The 22,012-nt window shown below is 67.6% G+C and carries 17 protein-coding genes, 1 tRNA gene and 1 other RNA gene; 9 read left to right on the top strand and 10 right to left on the bottom strand.

Going from position 1 to position 22,012, the window contains the following annotated elements; translation table 11 throughout:
• The first annotated feature begins 23 nt into the window (after window positions 1–23).
• From LI337_RS11775 to hmgB, 3 genes are all read left to right on the top strand, one after another.
• Window positions 24–2,528, top strand: coding sequence for a PKD domain-containing protein (locus tag LI337_RS11775; RefSeq protein WP_227230036.1), 2,505 nt, complete (start codon window positions 24–26; stop codon window positions 2,526–2,528).
• 3 nt (window positions 2,529–2,531) lie between these two features.
• Complete coding sequence (locus LI337_RS11770; RefSeq protein WP_227230035.1) at window positions 2,532–5,117, top strand: malectin domain-containing carbohydrate-binding protein; 2,586 nt, start codon at window positions 2,532–2,534, stop codon at window positions 5,115–5,117.
• A 136-nt stretch (window positions 5,118–5,253) separates the two neighbouring features.
• The gene (hmgB, locus tag LI337_RS11765) at window positions 5,254–6,591 is read left to right on the top strand and encodes a hydroxymethylglutaryl-CoA synthase (protein WP_227230034.1); all 1,338 of its coding nucleotides are present in this window, start codon (window positions 5,254–5,256) and stop codon (window positions 6,589–6,591) included.
• Window positions 6,592–7,492: 901 nt separating this feature from the next.
• On the opposite strand, the gene rnpB is transcribed toward hmgB, so the two are convergent.
• An RNA gene (rnpB, locus tag LI337_RS11760) (RNase P RNA component) lies at window positions 7,493–7,890 on the bottom strand.
• Window positions 7,891–8,039: 149 nt separating this feature from the next.
• Between rnpB and LI337_RS11755 the strand changes: the two genes are divergently transcribed.
• The 4 genes from LI337_RS11755 (at window position 8,040) to LI337_RS11740 (ending at window position 12,424) form a co-directional block, all read left to right on the top strand.
• Window positions 8,040–8,723 carry a helix-turn-helix domain-containing protein gene (locus LI337_RS11755; RefSeq protein WP_227230033.1) on the top strand — a complete coding sequence of 228 codons (684 nt, stop codon included), beginning with the start codon at window positions 8,040–8,042 and terminating at the stop codon, window positions 8,721–8,723.
• 203 nt (window positions 8,724–8,926) lie between these two features.
• Window positions 8,927–10,393, top strand: coding sequence for an APC family permease (locus LI337_RS11750; RefSeq protein WP_227230032.1), 1,467 nt, complete (start codon window positions 8,927–8,929; stop codon window positions 10,391–10,393).
• Complete coding sequence (locus tag LI337_RS11745) at window positions 10,386–11,624, top strand: M20 family metallopeptidase (protein WP_227230031.1); 1,239 nt, start codon at window positions 10,386–10,388, stop codon at window positions 11,622–11,624. Before LI337_RS11750 ends, LI337_RS11745 begins: the two co-directional genes overlap by 8 nt.
• A gap of 197 nt (window positions 11,625–11,821) precedes the next feature.
• Window positions 11,822–12,424 carry a TIGR00296 family protein gene (locus tag LI337_RS11740; protein WP_227230030.1) on the top strand — a complete coding sequence of 201 codons (603 nt, stop codon included), beginning with the start codon at window positions 11,822–11,824 and terminating at the stop codon, window positions 12,422–12,424.
• A gap of 125 nt (window positions 12,425–12,549) precedes the next feature.
• On the opposite strand, the gene LI337_RS11735 is transcribed toward LI337_RS11740, so the two are convergent.
• The 6 genes from LI337_RS11735 to LI337_RS11710 form a co-directional block, all read right to left on the bottom strand.
• Window positions 12,550–13,356 (bottom strand): CPBP family intramembrane glutamic endopeptidase, encoded by an 807-nt coding sequence (locus LI337_RS11735; RefSeq protein WP_227230029.1) that lies wholly within the window; start codon window positions 13,354–13,356, stop codon window positions 12,550–12,552.
• A 264-nt stretch (window positions 13,357–13,620) separates the two neighbouring features.
• Window positions 13,621–14,169, bottom strand: a complete 549-nt coding sequence (locus LI337_RS11730) for an NUDIX hydrolase (protein WP_227230028.1) — start codon at window positions 14,167–14,169, stop codon at window positions 13,621–13,623.
• Between the two features lie 72 nt (window positions 14,170–14,241).
• Window positions 14,242–15,483, bottom strand: coding sequence for an arylsulfotransferase family protein (locus LI337_RS11725; RefSeq protein WP_227230027.1), 1,242 nt, complete (start codon window positions 15,481–15,483; stop codon window positions 14,242–14,244).
• 87 nt (window positions 15,484–15,570) lie between these two features.
• On the bottom strand, window positions 15,571–17,406 hold the full coding sequence (locus LI337_RS11720; RefSeq protein WP_227230026.1) for a hypothetical protein: 1,836 nt from the start codon (window positions 17,404–17,406) through the stop codon (window positions 15,571–15,573).
• A gap of 134 nt (window positions 17,407–17,540) precedes the next feature.
• Window positions 17,541–18,260 (bottom strand): profilin-fold protein, encoded by a 720-nt coding sequence (locus LI337_RS11715; RefSeq protein ID WP_227230025.1) that lies wholly within the window; start codon window positions 18,258–18,260, stop codon window positions 17,541–17,543.
• Window positions 18,261–18,358: 98 nt separating this feature from the next.
• A complete protein-coding gene (locus LI337_RS11710; RefSeq protein ID WP_227230024.1) occupies window positions 18,359–19,018 on the bottom strand; it encodes an HAD family hydrolase in 660 nt (219 codons plus the stop codon).
• A gap of 126 nt (window positions 19,019–19,144) precedes the next feature.
• On the opposite strand from LI337_RS11710, the gene LI337_RS11705 reads away from it, so the two are divergent.
• Window positions 19,145–19,327, top strand: a complete 183-nt coding sequence (locus LI337_RS11705) for a hypothetical protein (RefSeq protein WP_227230023.1) — start codon at window positions 19,145–19,147, stop codon at window positions 19,325–19,327.
• A gap of 40 nt (window positions 19,328–19,367) precedes the next feature.
• Here the strand turns inward: LI337_RS11705 and LI337_RS11700 are convergent.
• The 3 genes from LI337_RS11700 to LI337_RS11690 all read right to left on the bottom strand — a co-directional run bounded on the left by LI337_RS11700 (window position 19,368) and on the right by LI337_RS11690 (window position 21,398).
• Window positions 19,368–19,440 (bottom strand) — tRNA-Pro (locus tag LI337_RS11700).
• Between the two features lie 128 nt (window positions 19,441–19,568).
• Window positions 19,569–20,165, bottom strand: a complete 597-nt coding sequence (gene trmY / locus LI337_RS11695) for a tRNA (pseudouridine(54)-N(1))-methyltransferase TrmY (RefSeq protein ID WP_227230022.1) — start codon at window positions 20,163–20,165, stop codon at window positions 19,569–19,571.
• A gap of 1,011 nt (window positions 20,166–21,176) precedes the next feature.
• Window positions 21,177–21,398: a hypothetical protein gene (locus LI337_RS11690; RefSeq protein WP_227230021.1), complete on the bottom strand. Its 222-nt coding sequence runs from the start codon at window positions 21,396–21,398 to the stop codon at window positions 21,177–21,179.
• 138 nt (window positions 21,399–21,536) lie between these two features.
• On the opposite strand from LI337_RS11690, the gene LI337_RS11685 reads away from it, so the two are divergent.
• A complete protein-coding gene (locus LI337_RS11685; protein WP_227230020.1) occupies window positions 21,537–21,974 on the top strand; it encodes a universal stress protein in 438 nt (145 codons plus the stop codon).
• The last annotated feature ends 38 nt before the right edge of the window (window positions 21,975–22,012 follow it).

Here is a 22,012-nt window from a genome sequence, read left to right as displayed (position 1 = left end):
TTCGGGCCTCTCTGTGTTCGGACATGCGCTTCCGGGACGACCAACGAGGGGTGACGGTTCAGGTCGGTGCCGTCCTCCTGCTTGGCATCATCGTCATCTCGCTGTCTATCTACCAGGTGCAGGTCGTCCCGGCACAGAACGAGCAGGCCGAGTTCGACCACAGTCAGGCGGTCCAGACCGACCTCCAGGAGACGAGAAACGCGATTCTCGGCACCGCCGGCGACGGGACCGGCGATCCGACTGCCGTCCAACTCGGGACGCGCTACCCGGCCCGCGCGGTCTTCGTCAACCCGCCGCCGGTCTCGGGGAGCCTCCGCACCGAAGACGCCGGCCAAGTCCGGATCGAGAACGTGCAGGCCGTGAACCCCGAGACCGACGACTATTGGAACGCGAACACCCGCACCTTCGACACCGACCGACTCGTCTACAGTGCCGACTACTCGGTCTACGACAACGCGCCGACGACGGTGTACGCCAACTCGGTCGTCTACAACCACTTCGAGAACACGAACGCGGTCACGCTGACCGACGAGCGACTGCTCGACGACCGGACGATCAGCCTCGTCGCACTCGACGGGCGACTCTCGGCGTCCCGGACCGACACCGTCACCGTGGACCCGCAGGCCGTCAGCGCCAGCACGCGCACCGTCGCGGTCGAGAACGACGGCGGTCCCGTGACGATCACGGTGCCGACCGACCTCTCCGAGCAGGAGTGGGAGGCACTGCTCGAAGACGAGTACGCGACGAACGGCGGGGCGATTCTCGACGGCGACGCGAACGTCACGGTCGCCTCGGGCGAACTCACCGTCACACTCGAACCGGGCGTCTACCGCCTGCGTCTGGCGAAGGTCGGCGTCGGCACGAACGTCGCGGGCACGAGTCCGGCGTACCTCACGACGGTCGACTCCCCCGAGACGACGACCCCCGGCACGACCCAGCAGTTCACCGTCGAGGTGCGCGACGGCTACGACAACCCGATCAGTGGTGAGACGGTCGAGGCAACCGTCGACCGGGGGACGGTGTCGCCGGTCGCGTCGTCGGTGTCAGACGAGGACGGTCGCGTCACCTTCGAGTACACCGCCCCCTCGGGTGTCGGCGACGGCGACGTGCAGATCGACGTGAGCTACGACGACCCGACGCGTGGGAGTTTCGCGGGTGGGAACCCACAGGACATCGCGTACACCGTCGACGTGGAGTCGGCGGGCGGCGGTGGCGGCGGGCCGACCAGAACCGACCTCCGGGTGTCGGACTTCGACAGTAGTTCCGGCGACATCGGCAACACCGAGTGGCAGGTCGGCAGTGGCTCCGGCGGCGTCAGGACCGACACGACGAACTCCGGCACCTACGCGATGTACGTCGGTGGCAACTCACCGAGCGGGAGCGACGTCCGGACGACGGTCGACACGAGCGGGTACGACCGCATCGAGATCGGCTACTGGCTCCGCGAAGGCGACGGGGGAAGCGGACCGGAAGCGGAGGACACGAACGGCCCGGAGTCGCTCGTCGTCGAGTACCGGAACGCCGACGACGACTGGGTCCAACTCGATCGGTTCAACGTCAGTGAGGGGTACCCCCGGTACGAACGTCTCCACGAGATTCAACTGTCGAACGCGTTCCACGCCGACTTCGCGCTCCGCTTCCGCCAACTCCACGGCGACGCCGACGGCGACCGCTGGTACGTCGACGACGTGCGCATCGTCGGTGTCGGCACCGGCGGCGGTGGCGGTGGAGGCGGCGGTGGCGGCGGGTCCAACAGCGCTCCGACCGCGTCGTTCGGTTTCGATCCGACCACACCGACCGCCGGCGAGCAGGTGGACTTCGACGCAGGCGGGTCGTCGGACTCCGACGGTTCGATCGCGAGCTACGAGTGGGACTGGACGAACGACGGGACCTACGAGGGAAGCGGCCGGACGGCGAGTCACACCTACTCCTCGTCGGGCACCTACACCGTCGAACTCCGGGTGACGGACGACGACGGGGCGACCGACACCGCGACCCAGCAGGTGGACGTCGGATCGGCTGGCTCCGCGCAGGTTTCCCCGGCCGAGTTCGTGGATGACGATGGTTCGACCGAAGCCGGCGAAAACAGCAGTCTCCCACCGGCCAGTCCGGTCGGTGACGTACGCGGATTCCAGAATCTCGACACGGACTCGAACAACAACCAAGTTGGTGAGTTCGTCGAGGGACCGACGAAAGCCACCGGAAACCCACAGTTCGGGACAGCAGTTGGCCTCTCGGCAGAGGACATCGCAACCGCCGGGAGCCACGATCTCGTCCTCGGTGATTTCCGAACTTCTGGCGAGGAGTTCACTCTCACGCCGGTCTACGAGAACGGAACCGCTATCGCCGGAAGTTACAGCCTGACGAGTACGTCGTTGACGACTCGCAGAATCACGCTCTCACAGACCGCCTCGAACTACATCGACCGCACCGGTCGAATCTACTTCGTCGTGGAGGACACGAAACAGGGTGGCGACGGGAGCGAAGACCGGATCAGGATCGACTACATCCGCGTCGAGGCGAACTGACAAATGCCCGACCGCGCCCAGTCGGAGGTCGTCGGCGTCATCCTCCTCGTCGCAGTCGTCGCCCTCACGATCAGTGCCGCGGGCGCGGTCTACCTCTCGAATCTCGGCGACGAGTCCGGACCGGCGACCGACGTGCGCGTCACGGTCACCGACGACGCGGTCACGCTGACGCACAACGGTGGGTCGGCGCTCTCGACCGACAGCCTCCGGGTCGTGATCCGACAGGACGGCACCGACACCGGGACCGACTGGGGCGACGGGACACTCGCTGGCGACGGCGACGACGACTTCGAACCGGGCGAGCAGTGGCGACAGGACGGCTTCACCTTCGATCCGAGCGACCGAATCGAGGTGTTGCTCGCGCACGAACCGACCGGAACCCTGCTCGTCCGCGAAGTCGTCAATCCCACAGTCGGTGGCGGCGGTGGTGGTGGCGGAACCACGACGGCGACAGCAACGCCGACACCGACTCCGACGCCAACCCCCACGCCGACCCCGACGCCGACGCCAACCCCCACGCCGACGCCGCAGTCGCCGGACGCCTCGTTCGACGTGACGCCCGCCAGCCCCGAAGTCGACCGGCAGGCGACCTTCGACGCCGGTCCCTCGAGCGATCCCGACGGGACCATCACGAGCTACGAGTGGGACTTCGGCGACGGCGCGACGGCGACCGGTGAGACGACGACGCACACCTACTCGTCGGCGGGCACCTACACCGTCGAACTCACGGTGACCGACGACGACGGCCGGACCGACACGACGACCCGGCGGGTGAGCGTCGAGCCACGAGTCGTCGAGGCGGTCAACGCCGGGGGCGGGAGCTACGAGTCGGCTGCCGGCGTGAGCTACGCTGGCGATCCGTCGTGTACTCTCGCGGGGGCGAACCGGTACGACGCCGGACCGAACACGGCCATCGCCAACACGACCGACGATTCGCTGTACCGGACCGAGTGTTACGGGACCGACTTCGCTTACGAGTTCGACGTCGATCCCGGCCGATACCGGGTGACGCTCCAGTTCGCGGAGATCTACTGGAACAGCGCCGGCCAGCGCGTCTTCGACGTGGACGTCGAGGGCGAATCGGTGGCGACCGACCTCGACGTGTACGACGAGGTCGGTGCCGACACCGCCCTCGTGCGCGGCCGGACCGTCCAGTCGACCGACGGCAGGCTCACGATCCGGTTCCATCAGGTGGACGTGGACAACGCGAAGATCTCGGCGGTGCGCGTCGAACGTCTCGGACCGACCACGGCACAGCCACCACTGCTCACGGCGGTCCAGCCCGATCCGGAGCGCATGAGCGACTCGGCCGGCGAGTTCGTCCGGTTGACGGTCCGTGACCCGACGGACACGACCGGCTGGACGCTCGTGGACACCGACAGCGGACAGGTGACCACGTTCCCCAGCGACCGGCTCTCGGGTGACTACTACGTCGCGCGGAATCCCGACGCCTTCGCGGAGACGTGGCACCTGAACCGGTCGCGCGTCTTCGAGTTGGAGACACTTCTGGCGAACAACGGGGAGTCGCTCCGACTCCGCAACGAGTCGGGCGCGGTCGTGGACGAGTTCGCCTACGAGGGCGCGACGACTTCGGAGGGTTGGTCCGTGCCGGTCGAGGCGGGCGAGGTCGCGGTCCGCGACGCCGCAGACGGCAGCTACACCGACACGGACAGTGCCGCCGACTGGCGGACCCAAGAAGAGAATGCCTTCCACACGTCGGACGCTGGACCGGTGCCGGAGGCCGGGGTCGCCTACGTGGACTCGACCGGCGACAACTACCTCGAATCCGTGGACGCGCAGGGTCGCGTCGCGTTCTACGACGTTGTCGACCCCGCCGTCCTCGGGCCGATCCGCGCCGACTTGGACCGCGACGGCCGACTCGAACTCCCGTACGTCGGCGGGAACGGGAACCTCCGGATCGTCGACCAGACCGGCGAGTCGTCGGTGTTCGTCGACGCCAGCGCGGTTCAGTCGGGGACGACCCGGATCGGCGTCGGCGATCTGGACGGCGACGGGACGCCAGCGGTGATATTCCGAGGGACCTCCAGTCGCATCTCGGTGAAGGAGGTCGGTGGGAGCGTCCGGACGATCAGCTACACGCCCGGCAACGGGAACGGAAACGGTCGAGCGCTCAAAGGTCACGCAGTCGCTGGCGTGACCGACTTCGACGACGACGGCGATCCGGACCTCGTCTACGTCGAGTCGCGGAACAACGACGAACTCGCGGTCTTCGATCCGAGCGCCGACGACCGCATCCGCCTCGGCGAGAAACCGGCGTCGATCAACGCGATCGGCTCACCGGCCGACTACGACGACGACGGCGAGGTCGAAGTCCCCTACGTCGACGGCAACAGCGACGTGGCACTGGCGGACGCCGACGGCCGGGACGGCAGGTCGCCGCTCGCGGACGCGGGCGACGTCTCCACGACCTCGCTGGCCCAACTGAACGTGACTGGCGACGCGACACCCGAGGTGGTCTTCGTCTCGAACAGTCGGCTCTACTACGTCACCGAAGGTGGGGCGATCCGACTCCTGTTGGACCGACAGGGCCGGGAACTGCCCGCGTCGTCCGGGTCCGGCGTGGCGTAGTCCCGCTGTGGTGACGTGATACGGCCGGGGGCGTCGGCGGGATGTCGAGGTGAGGAGGAGAGCGTCGGCGAGTAGTTCGACAAGCGTCGAACTCCCTATCGACACACTCTTGGGGGTCGTTCATGAATCTGCACCCATGACAGCCGTCGGTATCGACGCAATCGAGATCTGGACCGGGAAGCTGACGCTGAACCTGCCCGAGACGTTCGCGCCCGTGAAGGGCGAGGACCCGGCGAAGTACACGAAGGGGCTCGGCCTCGAGACCTCGTCGTTCCCCGACGTGTACGAGGACATCGTCACGATGGGCGCGAACGCCGCGAAGCGCCTGATGGACCGACGGGGGCTGACGCCCGACGACATCGGCCGCATCGACGTGGCCACCGAGTCGGCGTTCGACAACTCCAAGCCCGTCTCGACGTACATCGCGGGCTGTCTCGAACAGACCTACGAGGGCGACTTCCGGCACGCGAACAAGGGCGAGCGCAAGTTCGCCTGCGTCGCCGGCACGCAGTCCATCGACGACGCCTACAACTGGATCAAGGCGGGGCGCAATCGCGGTCGGGCGGCGCTCGTGATCGCGACCGACACCGCGCTGTACGCCCGTGGCGACCCCGGCGAGGCGACGCAGGGGGCCGGCGCGGTGGCGATGCTGATCGACGAGGAGCCGTCGGTCGTCGAACTCTCGACCGAGCAGGGGTACGGCAGCATGGACGAGACGGACTTCCTGAAGCCGAACCAGCAGTTCCCCTCCGTGGACGGCAAGCGCTCGATGCAGGTGTACCTCGCCCGGATGCGCGAGGCGCTCGAGGACTACGAGTCGGTCGCGGGCCGCACGAAGGTCGAGGACTTCGAGTACATCCCGTTCCACACGCCGTTCCCCGGCATGGTCCGGAAAGCGGGCCTGCTGGGCTACCGGCACATGATCCGCGACACGGAGAAGGAGGACGAACTCGCGGACCGGATCGGTCGCCAGCCGCGCGAGGCGGACTTCGACTCGTGGGACGACTACGAGGAGGCCATCCGCGCCTACATGGACGATCTGAAGGAGACCGACGAGTACCGCGAGTGGTACGGTCGCGTCATCGACCCGACGCTCTCGCTGGCCCGCCGGGTCGGGAACTGGTACACCGGGTCGGTTCACGTCGCCCGCACCAGCGCGCTGAAACACGCCTACGAGACGGGGAAGGCGATGACGGGCAAGCAACTGCTCGTCGGCTCGTACGGCTCCGGCGCGCAGGCGGAGATCCACGCCGAGACGGTGCGTGAGGGCTGGCGAGACGAGATCGAGGCACTGAACGTCGACGAGCAGTTGGCGGGGCGCTACGATCTGGACTTCGAGGAGTACGAGCAGGTCCACGACGCGCACAACCACGAGAAAGACGTGGAACTGGAGGAGTTCACCCAGCCCGCGAACGAGTTCGTCTTCACCGGCTGGGGTCGGATGAACGAGCGCAAGTACGAGTACGTCGAGTAATCTGATTCTCCGGGTGGGTTTTGCAGTCTGGTGGTGTTCTTCGTTCGTTTCGCGTACACGACCGACGACGACCTCGATCTCGGTAGCGACGGCACCGCAGACCACGACAGCGACAGCACCGCTACTCGATCCGGGACAACCGGACTATTCGACCGCGACAGCACCGCGACCGCACCCGCGACAGCACGGCACCACAACCCGCGACCGCACAGCCCCGCACAGCGCCTCGGTCCTCCCCAGCCTCGCGGGGCGCACGAGAGCGCCCCGCTCCCTCACGCGCGTTTCTCGCGCGCGCCGACAGCACTGCAACAGTTCGCCGATCTTCCACCACGACTCACGTCACACGCACCAGTCGAGTGGGCTGGCGCGACACCTCGGCGACGTATGGTCGCCTCGGGCACCACACCTCGGCGGCGTGGGGCCGCCTCGGGCGGGGTTCATCTCGCGCACTTCGCCGGGATGCACCCGGCTCAGGCAACCCGACGGTCGCAGGGAGGCACTCGCGCTGAAACCGACTGGTCCACCGCGAGTTGCACGAGTCTCCGCGAAATCGCCGGGTGGGACTGAACGGGGCCGACCGATCGACCACCGGGAGAGCGGTCGGGGGCTTTCACCTCTCGTCGTCCGCGAGAGAGTCAACAGAATCCGTCCCCGCTGTGGACTTTCACCTCTTGTTGCCCACGGAAGACTCGGCAGAGATCACGTCTTAGGGGGCTTTCACCCCCCGTCCTCTCCGACCGACTCACTAGAATTCTCTCCGACCGACTCACCAGCGTTCCAGTCCACGACCGATCCAACAGAGTTCTCGTCTCCAACCGATTCGACAAAACTCCTGCCCACGACGTATGTGACCGAATCGACACCCACCACGGAGAACAGCCAGACGGCTCACCAGTGTAGCGGCTGAGAGGAGTAAGCCCCCTTCTGTTTTGACCCGGCATTCGGCTGAGCGTCCACGCCGTGTCCGGACTACCTGTGTGCCAGACTCGCGGGGTCGCGAATCGACCCACGCTCGGCAGGCACGGGCGCGGACTTGCACCGGTGAGGGTTCGCCGTTCCATCCGTTCTCGCCCGTCCACCCTCGGTGGGGTCTCCCTTCGCTTGCGCGTCGGTTCGCACACGCCGAAGCGTGTCGCCGACCACCCGTGGGCGGCCAGCGCACCTCATCGGTCGGGGCGAGCGGTCTCGTTTCTGTTCCAGAGCCAGCCGTCTCCGACTCCGGGCTTGCGCCCGGTCACCTGTCCGGACGGTGGGGGGACTTTCCTCATGCTCTCGCACGGGGGCCGGGCTCTCTCTGCCACCCGAGCGTACTCCGCTCGCGCGAATAAACCGTTCGATGCGACCACGGCACCGGCTGTCGATGCGACCACACCGCCGCCACAGACGCCCGAGCCATCGAGCGACCGACTGCAGATACGTTTTTACCGCTCCACGTGAGACGCTACCACATGGCAATCGAGGGGGGACTGCGGTTGACACTCGACATCTGGCACCCCGACTGTTGGACGCTGGAGGTCACAGACGCGACCGACGGGGGGTTGCTGGGCCACGGCGTCCACGCCGTCGAGGGCCGGGCGACCGGGCGGTTCACCGCCTACGCCGACACGGTTGAGGGCCTCGAGGACCTCCTGACCGCCATCGACGACTCGCCGCACACCCACTCGGTCTGGGAGGCCGAGGAGGCCGCCACCGACGGCGGCGCGGTGCCCGGCGAGGCCACCCGGAGTCTGCTGGTCGAGTACGACCTCGACAAGTCGATCAACGACGCCCTCGTCTCGCGGGGGTTCATCCCCGACGAACCGGTCCGGATGGTCGCCGGTCGGGAGTACTGGACCGTTCTCGTCCGCGAGGGCCGCGAGACGGTGCAGGAACGACTCGACGCGGTGCGCGAGGAGATGGACGCCGAGGTGCGAGTCGAAGTGGTCACGACCCCCGTCGGCGGCGCGGGCGTCCTGCCGACGGACGACCTCTCCGAACGCCAGCGCGAGGTGTTCGAACTCGCGCGCAAGCGGAACTACTACTCGTGGCCCCGCGAGGTGTCGGCGGCCGACCTCGCCGAGGAGGTCGGAGTCTCGAAGCCGACGTTCCTCGAACACCTCCGGAAGGCCGAGGCGAAGGTGCTGGGCGTCTAGCGGGAGCGTCCACCGCCGGACGACCCAGCGAGCGCACCGGACCGGACCGTCCACCGTGGACCGGACCCGGCGCGACTTCGTCCAGCAGACCGGCGGTTCGTGTTCGGAATCTCACGCCGAGGTGGCTCATCGCGGTCGATTCACCGGCGGCCCTACCATGTGAGGCACCCTCGCTAAGCGGGGCTACCCTCGTTGTGACGGGTATGTCAGGCGCAGATACGAGAGACAGCAACAGTTTGTCACGCGACATGGGGCCCATGGCGGCGATGGCGACCGTCGTCGCCGGGACACTCGGCGCGGGCCTGTTCGTCACGCTCGGGACCGCCAGCGCGACGACTGGGCCGAGTGTCATCCTCGTCGTCGCCCTCTCCGGTATCGTGGCGATGGCCATCGCCGTCAACTACAGTTGGATGGCGACCATCTTCCCCGGCGCGGCCGGATCGTACTCGTACATCAGTCGGACCTTCGAGAGCCGGTTACCCGGGTTCGCGGTGACGTGGTCGAAGTGGCTGGGGTACATGGCCGCCGACGCCGTCCTCGCCATCGGCTTCGGGTCGTACCTCCGGGTGTTCTACCCGGACGTGACGCTGAACGTGTTCGGTCTCGGCCTGGAGACGCTCGCGGCGGTCGGCCTGCTGTTCGTGCTGTTCGTCGTCAACCTCCTCGGGACGAAGGGGTACAGCATCTCCCAGAACGTCATCTTCGGCGTGTTGATGCTGTCGATCCTCGTCCTCGTGATTCCGGGGTCGGCGAACGTCAGCATGGCGAACTACCAGCCGTTCTTCACCGGCGGGCTGGACGGCTTCGTCGCCGCCGCCGTCCCGCTCTTCTACGCCTACATCGGTATCGCGGTCGCGGGCCAGATGGGCGCAGAGGTGAAGAACCCCTCGCGGAACCTCCCGCTGGCGATGATCGGCGGGACGCTCGTTCTCATCGTGCTGTACATGTGGACCGCCGCCGTCATCTACGGCGTCGTCGCGGACTACACCGTGCTGGCGAACTCCGCCCGCCCGCTGGCGACGGCGGCCGCCGAGTTCCTGCCGTTCAACGCGACCGCCGTCGTCGCCTTCGGCGGACTGCTGGCGACCGCCTCCAGCGTCCACGCGGTGATGGCCGCCGGCGTGAAGATGCCCTACTCGTGGGCGTGGGACGAGGTGTTCCCGCGCTGGTTCGCGTCGGTCTCCGACCGGTTCGGCACGCCCCACTTCTCGCTGGTCACGCTGTGGGCGGTCGCCACCGGCCTGACGCTGTGGACGACCGGCCTGAACCAGGCCATCGCCATCGCCACCTTCAGCTACCTGATCGCGTACCTCACGGTCTCGGGCACTCTGCTGTACGTCTTCTTCCGGAAGCCGGGGCTCCGGTCGCAGGCCGCCTTCGACTACGGCGGACTGCTCGTCGGCTCCGGCCTCGTCGCGGTGCTCGGGTCGGGACTGCTGCTGACGCAGGCCGCCGGTTGGGGCGCGCTGTTCACCGGACAGTTCGGGGCACTCTCGACGCTGGCGATCTACATCCCCTGGATGGTCATCGGCGGCGTCGTCTTCGGCGTCTACTGGTATCTCGGCCAGCAGGCCGGGACCGACGTGTCGGCCATCCTCGACACCCTGCCGGGCGTGCCGTCGGACGAGTACGATCCCGACGTCCGCGATTCGGGGGTCCGCGATGACTGACTCCGCCAGTGAAACAGCACAGGCTGTCGCCGACGCCATCGACTCCGAGGAGACCATCGACCTCCTGCAGGAGATGGTCCAGATCCCGAGTCCGTACTTCGAGGAACACGACTGTGCCGAGTTCGTCTACGAGTGGCTGGACGAACGCGGCCTCGACCCGGAGTACCACCACGTCTCGGAACCGGACATCACCGAGTACGAGGGCGACAACGTGATCGCCCGCATCGAGGGCACCGACCCCGACGCGCCGACCGTCCTGCTGAACGGCCACATCGACACGGTGAAACTCGTCGAGGCGTGGGAGGAGGACCCCTGCTCGGGTCGCATCGAGGACGGCAAACTGTACGGACAGGGTGCCTGCGACATGAAGGGCGGCGTCGCCGGCATCATGGCCGCCTTCGCCGCCCTCGCCGAGTCGGACGTGGAGCCACGCGGCGACGTCCTCCTCACGGCGGTCGTCGACGAGGAGGGACCGTACGGCCTCGGCTCGGACCGACTCATCCGGGACGGGCTACTGGACGAGGTGGACGTGGCGGTCGTCACCGAACCGGGACCGATCCTCTCGCAGTCCGAGGTCGAGAACCCCGCGCTGATCCTCGGCGCGCGCGGCCGGTTCCTCTACGACGTGACCGTGACCGGACTGGCGGCCCACGGCTCACAACCCGAGAAAGGCACGAACGCGGTCGTCGACGCCGGCAGAGTCGCCGAAGCACTCGACGAACTGCCGGTCGACTCCCACCCGCTGCTGGGCGACGGCTCGGTCTGTCCACTCCTGATCGAGGGCGGGAGCCAGACGCTCTCGGTGCCGGAGTCGGCCCGCGTGATGGCCGACCGGCACGTCGTCCCCGGCGAGGACGAGGCGACGGTGCGCGAACAGGCCGAGACCGCTATCGCCGACCTCGACCTGGACAGCGACGTGGAGATCGACTTCCGGGAGTCGCCCGATCCGGGCATCAAGTACGGCCCGTACGTCACCGACCGGGACCACCCGCTCGTCGGTGCCTTCGAGGACGCGACGAGGTCGGTCGCCGGGGTCGATCCGGCGGTCGCGTACTTCTCCAGTGTCGGCGACTTCAACTACTTCGGCGACCCGGACAGAGCAGACCTGCCGACGCTCATCGTCGGCCCGGACGGCGAGAACATCCACAGCGCGGGCGAGTTCGTCTACACCGACGAGGTGGTCGAGGTCGCCCGCATCGTCGCCGAGGGGACGACGCGGCTGGTCTGCTGATCGCCAGCCGCCCACCGTTCGAGTGGTGTCGACGTACCGATAGGTCTCCCGACGGGACGATCCTCCGGAGCAGCCGCCGTTCGGCACGCGCCGGCATAATTCGCCGATGGATGCACTAATTCTGAGGTATAGTTGTGGACGAAAAACTCACTGTGTGAAGGGAAGCGTTCAAGTCGGCTGGCACTCATTAATCAGGTATGTCCGAGGCGCAGACCGTACGCCTCTCCTACGAGGACGGGGCTCGGGCGGTCGAACTAGCGCGGGAATCGGTCGAATCGTACGTTTTGCACGGACAACGGGAACAACCCGGGAGCATGCGTGACGCCTTCTACGCTCGCACCGGGGCGTTCGTCCGCATCCAGTCCACCCGTGGTCGCGGCCGTCTGCGTGGCTGTGCCGGCGCGTACCGTGGCAACGACCAACTCGGTCACGCCATCGTCGACGCGGCGATCAAGGCCGCGTCGGGCGACTCCTGCGGGTCGGAGGTCGACCCGGCGGAGCTGCCGAACCTCAAGATCTCGGTCTGTGTCGTCTGTAACACCCTGTTGACCGACGACCCCGTCGAGGACCTCGAACTCGGCACCCACGGCGTCGCCGTCGACGCCGGCAGCAACCACTCGTGGCTCTACCCGACGCTCCCGGTCGAGAACGGCTGGAGCAAGGAGGAGTTCCTCTCGCGTGCCTGCCGGAAGGCGAAGATCTCGCCGCTGGCGTGGCAGGACGACGACACCATGATCACGCTGTTCGAGGGCCAGGTGTTCCGCGAGCGTCCCGACGGCGGCAGCGTCGAGGAACTGTAGCCCGCGACCGAATCGGTTTCTTCGCGTACCGCCCGCTCAGCGATGCCCGACCGTCCTCGTCCGTCTCTCCACTCGTCAGCGACGGCGTCGCGCGGGTCGTCGGCGACCCGCCGCCGACGTCACGCTCAGTTCGTCGGCAACTGCCCGCCCGTCAGTTCGGTGAGTTTGATGACGACGTACAGGAGGGTGAACAGCGTCGCGTTGTACGCCCCGTGGATCAGCGACGGGACGACCAGGTTCTCCGAGAGTTCGTACGCGACGCCGAACACCACGCTCGGCAGGAAGAGGATGGCGATGGTGACGAGTCGGCCGCCGGTGCCGCCGGTCAGCGCGAAGTAGTGGATCGCGGCGAAGATGGCACTCGCCAGCGCGATGCCCGGCACCGGACCGAACGCCTCGCGGATGCGGCCCTGCACGACACCGCGAAAGAGGAGTTCCTCGCCGGGGCCGATCAGGAGGAACGACGCCGGGATCAGCAGCAGGAGGGCCTCGGGGTTCTCGAAGCCGATCTCGGCGACCTGGTTCTGGCCGGGTTCGACGCCGATCGCCTGCACGACGAGGCCGGCGACGAAGATCAGCCCGAACGCGAGGAGCCACCCGCCGAGGACGATGGCACCGTCGCGCAGGGTCGGCACCGACGCCGGGAGCGAGAGCGTCGGTGTCCGCACACCGAGATCGAGTTCGTTCCGGAGGAAGTCGACGACGCTCCGACGGACGGCCACGAACGCGAGGGCGGTCCCGCCGAAGGCGACGCCCTGTGTGAGGACGAGCGAGACGACGAGCAGGACGATGACGCCGGGTGCGCCGACCGTCGCTTGGAGACCGAGAATCACGGCGAGCGTGAGGAGTGTCCCGCCGGCGAGACCGATGCCGGCGACGACCAGCGCGGAGACCAACGCGACGAGCATCTGGAGGGGCGACGACTGCGACATATCCCGAGTACAGGGCGGGATCGGCAAAACGGTTCTCACTATCGCTCGTCGGCCACGCCGCGCCCGACGAGCGATCCGGGGGCGTGGAGGTGGTGGCATCCGGGGTGCGAGCGTTCCAGGAACACCGGGGTGTCGCCCCGGCGAGCGACGAGCGACCCACAGAGCGTCGCGTGCCGGCGACCGAGCGTCGGCGAACCGACGGAGGCGACCCGACACGCCGACGCCGACGGAGGGGGCCGGCGAAGCGGGAGCGAGGCAGACCGCCTACCGCATCGTCAGTTCGTAGGTCGTCAGCGCCAGTTTCGTCCGGCCGTCGCTGATCTCGTCGTCGACCACCGCCGACAGCAGGGAGTCGTAGTCGGTCGTCTCCACGCGGATCGACTCGTTGAAGTCGAGGTCTTGGCCGTCGACGTCCACGCAGTCGGTGGCGACGAAGACGTGGTGCACCGAGTTGGCGAGACCGTTGAGCGGTTCGGAGGTCGTCAGATGTTCGACCGACCCGGCCTCGTAGCCGGTCTCCTCGGTCAGTTCCCGGCGGGCCGCCACCGCGAGGTCGTCGTCGTCCGGTTCGACCGTCCCGGCCGGCAGGCCCCGGTTGGCGCGCCCGACCGCCTGTCGCCACTCCTCGATGACGACGACCTCGCCGTCGGTCGTAAAGGGGAGGACGACGACAGCCGGCGGTTCGTCCACGTAGTGGAAGTCGGTCTCGGTGCCGTCGGGCAGGCGCACGTCGTCCCGGCGCACGTCGAAGCCGGGGCAGGTGTAGTCGATTTTCGAGTCGGTGGTCTCCCACGCCAACGAGTCGTCGGTCATACTCGTCGGTACAGCACGACCGACAAAAACACGACGGCTCTCGACGAATCGTGTCGAGACGTCGAAACTTGATCAGTCCCGCCGCGCCAGCACCGCGCCGACCCCGACGAGACCGAGCGAGAGGAGCGTCGTGAACAGTTGTGTCTCGGCGATCCAGTAGGGGAGCGGCATGGCGTTCCGGAGGAGGTTCACTGCGGGGGTCAGCAGGGGGACGCCGCCGGTCGCCTCGACCATCGGGTCGCCGCCGTAGGTGGGCGCACCGACCGTCTCGCCAGCCGGCAGGCGTTCGGCCTCGTAGGGGAAGACACCCGGCGTCACGTAACTCCAGACCATCGCGCCCGACTCGTTCACCTCGACGACGCGCTGGCCGGCCGAGTCGGTGATGAGCGTGTTCCCGTTGGGCAGGCGGTCGGCGTCACGGGGCCACCGGAAGTCGTAGCCGTCCGCCGAGGAGACCGACCAGACGATCTCCCACGAGCCGTCGGCCTGTTCGTGGAGTTCGACGATCCGGTTGTTCTCGGAGTCGGCGACGAGCACCGCTCCCTCGCCGAGCCACTGCGGGTTGTGCTGGTGGTCCATCAGGTCGGGGTCGCCGACGCGGCCGTCGCTCGGGTCGGGGTCCTCGTTGATCACGTCGACGACGCCCTCGCCGCGTTCGACGATCACGAGTTGGTTCGCGTTGCGGACCGAGACGAGATACCGATCCTCGCCGATGCGGTCCACGTCGTTGATGTGGAGCCAGTCGGTGCGAGTCGGGTCCGGCGGGGCCTCGTAGAAGGAACTCGCGTTCCACTGCCAGACGATCTCACCCTGCTCCACGATGGCGATGCGCTCGTACTCCATGTCGGTGAAGAGGTAGCCACCGCCCGGCAGACGCTCCACGTCGTGGACCTCGCTGTTCGTCTCGGTCCGGACCGGGAAGCTGTACTCGCCGACGATCTGCGGGTCACCGTCGTTCGGGTCGATCACCCGGAAGCCGGTTCGCGTGCAGGGTGCCTCGTAGGGGCCACACTCGTCGTAGCCGGAGTGCATGAAGCCCGCGAGGACGCTCCCGTTGTCGAGTCGGGTCACGTCGAAGTAGCTGTCCGTGTCGCCGGTCTCCCAGACGACGCTCCCGTTCTGGACGAGTTCGACCGCGCCGTCCTCGTGGAGGCCCGGCCCGCCGCCGTGGATGCCGACGAGGGTCTGTTCGCCGCTGTCGGCACCGACGGTCGCTCGGTCCGGTGCGAGTGCCGCGCTGACGACGAACGTCCCGACGAGCAGGACGATCCCGACGACGACCAACCGCTTCCCGAGAGAGGCATCGAGACGCATCGCGTGAATCGTCTGTGTGGTCCGGGGACGCCCGCTTAAGCGTTCGGAAAACCCGTGAGAGTCGGCCGTTCGGCTCCCGTCGCCGACTCAGTTCCCGCGCCCGGGTCCGTCCTCGAACGACACCTCGGCGATCCGGGTGAAGTACGGGTCACGCTCGGGGTCACTCTCCGGGATGTCGATGTCCGGGCTGTACTGGCTCACGGTCCAGAACCGCCCCGAGGACGGATCGACCGAGACGCCGTTGTAGTCGCCCCAGCGCTCGACCGGCCCGAACTGGTCGTTCGGCAGGGCGGTGTACGGTGACTTCCCTTCCTCGACGACCACGGAGTCTTCGAGTTCGCCAGCGGTGTGGTCGGCGGTTCGGCCGGCCACGTCCATCCGGGGGAAGGTGTCCGGGCCGCTGACGTTGTGGACGATCATCGCGGTCCCGTCGTCCGCGCCGATGGTCGGCATGAACGTCGAGCGCTCCGGCGTGCCGTAGGTGCCCGACTGGACGACCGAGCGCGAGGCGACGTCGATCTCGTACCACCGGATCGCCGCGACCGACCCCCCGCCGCTCGCCGGAATCGCAGTCGAGTGGGCGGTCCACAGCGAGCCGTCGTCGTAGTCCGCGTTCATCACGCGCGTCCCGAGCGTGTCGACGACCGACCCCGTGTTGCCGGGTTGCTGTGCCGCGTTCGGGTAGACGTACGGATCCACGTCGAGTGTGAAACACTCCAGCGTAGGACTGTCGAGTGGGTTCTCCAGTTCCCACAGCGTGAGCGTCCCGGTCGGACCGGGGAACGGGACCGGGAAGTCGCTGTTCACCATGTAGTAGGTCCCGTCGCTCCCGCCCGAGTAGGGTTGCTGTGCCGGCTGGACGGTGAAGGTCAGGCCGTCCGCGTCCGGATCGAGCATCCCGTCGAAGTGGTAGCCGGTGACGGTCTCGCCGGCGTACATCGCCGCCTTGTCGAGTGCGACCATCGTCACGTCGAACACGTCGCCGAAGAAGTTCTGGGTCATGTAGACCGCGTCCCGGTCGAAGCCGAGCGTCGGGTAGTCCACCAGCCCCTCGTTGTCCGGGCCGTCGGCGTCCTCCGGCGGGACGCGGTAGACGTACCACTTCCCGTTCGGATTGCTGGTGGCGGAGACGGCGACGACGAACCACCCTTTCGGCGGCCGAGCGACCGCGGTACTCGCTTCCTCGTCCGCGTCGTCACCCTCCGTCTCGGATTCGGGACCGACCGCCTCTTCCAGGTCCTCCCGGGTGATGCGCTCGCCGTCCTCGGTGAGTCCCTCTTGGAACTGGGTCGCACAGAGGACGTACCGATCCGATCCGCGGTCGTAGCGAGCACGCGGGTCGAAGACGAACGGCGTCCCGTCCACGAACCCGCCCGGTGGCTCCGGGATGACCGGCTTCCAGAGGCGTTCGAGTGGGAACAGTCGCTGGCGCTTCCCTGACGACTTGTTGTAGATGGCGACGTTCCGGTTCAGCACGTGCAGCACCTTCCCGTCCCCGACCGCGACCTGCGAGTCGGACGGTACCCCGCCACGTGTCTCCAGCGAGTTCACGCCGTCGTACTCCTGTCTGATCGTCAGTGGACCGTCCTCGTCCTCCATCGACGCCTGCGCGGCCTGTTTCGGTGGCGTCGCCCCGCCTGCGCTCCTCGTCGCGCCGGGCGAGCCAGCAGCCATGTCCGGGCCGCCGCCGGATTCGCGGGCCTGTTCGGCGCGAATCTGCCCGACGTTGACCACGCCGGCCTCGTAGCTCCCCTCGTACGGTCCGTTCGCACAGCCAGTCTTCGCCGACGCGAGTCCGCTTCCGGCGCTCCCGACCGTGAGTGCGCCGACCCCCGCCCCGACGGACTGCAACAGCCGACGGCGCTCCATCGACCACAGTCGTTCGATTCCCGATGCTCCCCTGTCGCTGTTGTCGTCGGACATCGCGTTACTGACCTACGACAACGCGAGTAATAAAATTCGTGGAAGTTATTTCTGAATATATGTTCGGAAGTGTCGGATCGTGTGCCGACAGGCGACCAGAACTGGACGGTTGCCGGCGTAACGCGGCCAGCGGCTCAGACGTCGACGCCGGCGAGGTCGGCGTCGAGACCCTCGACGTAGTCGTTGTACGCCTCCACGAACGCCGGCACGTCCACGACGAGTCGGCGGACGTCGTGTGCCGAGGGTGCCTGGTACTGCGACAGGAGGTAGACGCCGCCCTCGCCGCCGACCCGGAGGTACGACACCTGATCCATCTCGCGTTTCAGTTCCCAGCGCGACCCGCCCACTCGGACCGCGAAGGTGTCGTAGTCGGTGCCCTCGAACCGGTAGAGTTGCCCGGCGATCTCGGTACAGAGTTCTCGCACGCGATCCAGTACCCGGTCGCGTTCGGCGACGACCGACTCGGTCGATTCCGGGTCGGGGAAGTCGGTGGTCACGTCGTCCAGCACCCCGTCGAGACTCCGGACGTAGTCGTTGTACGCCCGGACGAAGTTCGGGTAGTCGCGCACCGCGTCGGCGAGGTCCTCGGGGTCGGGCGGGCCGTGCTGGGAGACGACGTAGACATCGTCCCGGCCGCCGTCGTACCGGAGGTACTGGAGCGATCCGGCCTCGTACTTGACGGTCCACGTCGCCGTCTTCGTGTCGAAGTCGCGCGCGCCGTAGTCGCCACCCTGCAGGCGGGCGAGTTGGTAGGCGATCTGGCCGGCGTGGTCGGTCACGGCGGCGACGATCTCGTCTCTGCGCTCGGCCGGGTCGTCGGTGTCGCTGACCGCGGGGTCGATACTGTCTGCCACTGTGGAGTGGTCGGGCCGGGCGAGGGTAACGGTTGTGGAGTCGACGCAGTGGCTGGCGGCGCTCTGCTGGCGACGACACGGCGAGTCGCGCCCTCGTCTCAGCCGGAACAGATGTCGTGGAGCGCGTCCAGCGAGTCGATGTCCCAGGTCGGCCAGACGTTCAGGTCCCAGTCGCGGCGGTGCGGTCGGCGGATGAACGCCGAGTCGATGCCGGCGTTGTGCGCGGCCCGGATGTCCGACTCGTTGTCGCCGACGAACAGCGCGGAGTCGGCGTCGAGATCCGAGAGCGCGCGCTCGATGTAGTGGGGGTTCGGCTTCCGCAGGTCGAGACTCTGGATCGTCTCCGCGCGGCCGTAGGCGGTGTCGAACAGGTTCGTCAGGCCGAAGTGTTGCAGGAGGAAGTCGACGGTCTCCTGCTGGTTCGAACTGACGATGCCCTGTTTCGCGTCGAGGTCGGCCAGCGTGTCGATGTCGTCGTAGGGCGTCTTGCGGCCCGCGCGGGCCTCCTCCTGCTGGGCACCCGAGACCGTGCGGTCGCGGGCGCGCCAGAAGGTGGCCGGGTCGAGGTCGTAGGTGTCACAGACGCGGGCGACCGAGTCTGGCTGTGCGCCGATTGTCATGTCCTCTACGTGGTCGGGGTCGGGGTCGTCTACGCCGAACTGCGCGAACGTCTCCGCCGTCGCGGTTTCGAGCACGTCGAAACTGGTTCGACCGACGAGGACACCGTCGTTGTCGAAGACGACGGTATCGTAGCTCATACGCTCTGGTTCGACGGTCCGCCTGATAAGCGTTTCACTGCTGTGTGGTCGCTCATGGAGTTGGTAACTGCCGACGAGCGATAGCGTGATGTCGTCTGCCGTACTCGGTCAAGTCAGGAAATCGAGATGAATATCGACGACAGAGACGTGTTTACCGTCGCCTGTAGCGTGTTCGGGCTGTTTACCGGCGGGCTATTTCGGGTCTTGTTCGGGGGCGCTGGCATCGACCTCGGTCCCGGCGTGCTCTGGGGCTTCGGTGGATTGGTGGTCGGGTCGCTGGTCGGGACGAAACTGTCGGCGTCGATCTGACGAGCGAGCTGTCGGTGTCGTCCGTAGAATGCGGGAGAAGTGGGCCGGCGCAGATTCGAACTGCGGTTACGGCCACCCGAAGGCCGAAGGATACCAAGCTACCCCACCGGCCCGCATCCACAACTGACGCCCGGTTCGTGTTTAAGGGTTCCGAAACTGGAGAGACTGCGCCCGTCACGAGGGTTCCGTCCGGCACTCTCCGGCCCGACACACGCCGGTTCGGCTTCGACACGTCTCGGACTCAGTAGGTCGTGAACCCCTGCGTGTCGAGGTAGTTGTGCGCGACCGTGATCGCGTGGTCGGCGTGGAGCAGTTCGGGACCGAGTCGCACCCGCCGATCCGCCGTCTCTGCCAACAACTCCGCTTCCCGGTCGGTGAAGTCGTGGTGGTCCGAGAGCACGAACACCGGATTCTGCGGCGGCTCAACGTCCACGACTGGGTCGCCGTCCTCGTGCAGTTCGACGACCGTCGCGTTCTCGGCCACACGCTCCAGCGTCGCCTCGAAGCCCATCCGCCGGATCGAGACGCCGGGTGTCGACTCGGCGGGCATGTGGCCGATGGCGTCCTCGCGGTGCTCCAGTGCGGTGCGGACCAGCGCCGCCGTGGACCGTTCGTCGGGGTTGAGTCGCCGGATCTCGCTCCCGTCGAAGGTGACGGTGAACTCGTCGGCGAGGACGAGGTGGACTTTCACGTCCTCGCGGATCGCGTGCGAGAGGAAGAACGCGGAGTTGACACACCGGCAGAGCACGTCGAGGCGGCCGGCACCGCCCGCGAGGTCGTCGAGCGAGAAGTCGGGCGTCGTGGGCACGTCGTGGCCCGAGACGATGAACTGGCGCATGGCCGATGTGGGTGGGTCGGCGTGTTGAGTCTTGTCGAATACGCTCGGTACGTGATCTGTGTCGATGCTAGGTTCGTGGATGGTGGGTATCGGAAACTGTGAGCAGATCGCATCGCAGACCGCGACTGCGATAACTACTGGGACTGTGACCACGACGACTACTGGGACTGTGACTACGACGACTACTGGGACTGTGACTACGACGACTACTGCATCCACGACCGCCACAGCATTAGCACCGCTACTCGTGCTAGCGCAGGGAACCGCACCTGCACCGCGACCGCACCCGCACCGCGACCGCACCCGCACACCGACCGCACCCGCGCCGCGACCGCACCCGCACCGCGACAGCGCCCGCACACCGACCGCACCCGCACCGCGACCACACCCCGGTCCTCCCCAACCTCGGACATGGCGAGAGGCCCGCTCTCGCTAGCCCTCGTTCGCTCTGCTCACGAGGATCACGCCTGAACGCGCGATCCTCCCTCGCACGCGTTGCTCGCGCGCGCCAGTTTCGAGGTCGAAGCAGGCGTCAGCATCGTCACCCGGTCACTTCGACGACAGCCCGGACCCCGAGAGGATGCGATCTGGTGGCGACCGGAACCGAGTCGTGTTCGAGCGACGGCGAGTGACCTGCCCACAGCCTGGTCGCCAGCAGTCGGGGAGGGGTGGCGGAGGACTGCGACTGCCGGGTTCCAGACGGACAGACGACTGGCTGGGTGACGACCCACGCGACGTGATGGGACACGGAGTCGCGTGGGACCGAAAGGGGCCGGCGGTCTCGTGAGCAGAGCGAGACCGAGGGTCTCGCTGGAAACCGGCGCGCGCGCCGACGACAGAGCGAGAGCGAAGCTCTCGCCAGCAACCGGCGTGGAGCGCCGGTGACGAAGGGTCGTCAGAGCGTGCCGCTGACGGTGGTCGAGAGACCGGGGGGTTCACCGCTCGTCGTCGCCGACCGATTCACCTGAGGTGACGCCGAAGACCGATCCGACACACACTCCGTAAGAGCAGTTACGCAGTCGGTTCGACGGCCAGGTCGTCCAGCGACACCTCCGACTTGTCGCCCGACTCCGCGAACCGGTCGTACAACAGCCACGTCCCCACGGCACCGAGCAGTCCGAAGACGATGCCGGCCTTCACGCCCGCAGACCGGTTCCGCAGGAGTCCGACCACGGCGAAGGCGAGCAGGAAGTTCGTGGCGAAGTTCAGCGCCGCACTGGCGAGTTTGTCCATACGGGGCGGCACGACGCCCGCGATATTAACTGTGTGCAACGGTGCCACACGACACGTGGCGATCCAGCCGCCTCGACCGATTCCAGCGAACTGACGACGGGAGCCCGTTTCAAGTCGGTCGCCCGCGAAGCGGGGTGTATGTACGACCGGATACTCCTGCCGACCGACGGGAGCGACGCGAGCGAGACGGCGACCGAGCACGCACTCTGGCTGGCCGAGCAGTCCGACGCGACCCTCTCGGCGGTCAGCGTCGTCGACAGCCGCGTCTACCGTTCTGCCGACAGCGACCAGCAGGGCGAGATCACCGAGACGCTGAAGCGGGACGCGACCGAGTCCGTCGAGTCGGTCGCCGACCGCGCCGCCGCGGCCGGCGTCACGTGTGAGACCGCGGTCCTCGACGGCGTGCCGGACACCGAGATTCTGCGCTTCGCCGACGAGATCGACGCCGATCTGCTCGTGATGGGTACCCACGGGCGCACCGGCCGGGAGCGCCTGGCGAACCTCGGGAGCGTCACGGAGCGCGTCGTCACCGGCGCGGACCGACCCACGCTGGTCGTCACCGTCGAGGACGACTGACCGCCCGGCACACCGCCGCAGACTCCGGCGGCGGCGGA

Source organism: Salinirubrum litoreum, from assembly GCF_020567425.1.
In the GTDB taxonomy this organism is placed as follows: domain Archaea; phylum Halobacteriota; class Halobacteria; order Halobacteriales; family Haloferacaceae; genus Salinirubrum; species Salinirubrum litoreum.
This window is presented reverse-complemented; position numbering and strand designations above follow the sequence as displayed.

Bases quoted from the DNA above. Each gene is read 5' to 3' on its own strand.
- LI337_RS11775 (WP_227230036.1), top strand. From the start codon at position 24: ATGCGCTTCCGGGACGACCAACGAGGGGTGACGGTTCAGGTCGGTGCC.
- LI337_RS11770 (WP_227230035.1), top strand. From the start codon at position 2,532: ATGCCCGACCGCGCCCAGTCGGAGGTCGTCGGCGTCATCCTCCTCGTC.
- hmgB (WP_227230034.1), top strand. From the start codon at position 5,254: ATGACAGCCGTCGGTATCGACGCAATCGAGATCTGGACCGGGAAGCTG.
- LI337_RS11755 (WP_227230033.1), top strand. From the start codon at position 8,040: ATGGCAATCGAGGGGGGACTGCGGTTGACACTCGACATCTGGCACCCC.
- LI337_RS11750 (WP_227230032.1), top strand. From the start codon at position 8,927: ATGTCAGGCGCAGATACGAGAGACAGCAACAGTTTGTCACGCGACATG.
- LI337_RS11745 (WP_227230031.1), top strand. From the start codon at position 10,386: ATGACTGACTCCGCCAGTGAAACAGCACAGGCTGTCGCCGACGCCATC.
- LI337_RS11740 (WP_227230030.1), top strand. From the start codon at position 11,822: ATGTCCGAGGCGCAGACCGTACGCCTCTCCTACGAGGACGGGGCTCGG.
- LI337_RS11735 (WP_227230029.1), bottom strand. From the start codon at position 13,356: ATGTCGCAGTCGTCGCCCCTCCAGATGCTCGTCGCGTTGGTCTCCGCG.
- LI337_RS11730 (WP_227230028.1), bottom strand. From the start codon at position 14,169: ATGACCGACGACTCGTTGGCGTGGGAGACCACCGACTCGAAAATCGAC.
- LI337_RS11725 (WP_227230027.1), bottom strand. From the start codon at position 15,483: ATGCGTCTCGATGCCTCTCTCGGGAAGCGGTTGGTCGTCGTCGGGATC.
- LI337_RS11720 (WP_227230026.1), bottom strand. From the start codon at position 17,406: ATGTCCGACGACAACAGCGACAGGGGAGCATCGGGAATCGAACGACTG.
- LI337_RS11710 (WP_227230024.1), bottom strand. From the start codon at position 19,018: ATGAGCTACGATACCGTCGTCTTCGACAACGACGGTGTCCTCGTCGGT.
- LI337_RS11705 (WP_227230023.1), top strand. From the start codon at position 19,145: ATGAATATCGACGACAGAGACGTGTTTACCGTCGCCTGTAGCGTGTTC.
- trmY (WP_227230022.1), bottom strand. From the start codon at position 20,165: ATGCGCCAGTTCATCGTCTCGGGCCACGACGTGCCCACGACGCCCGAC.
- LI337_RS11690 (WP_227230021.1), bottom strand. From the start codon at position 21,398: ATGGACAAACTCGCCAGTGCGGCGCTGAACTTCGCCACGAACTTCCTG.
- LI337_RS11685 (WP_227230020.1), top strand. From the start codon at position 21,537: ATGTACGACCGGATACTCCTGCCGACCGACGGGAGCGACGCGAGCGAG.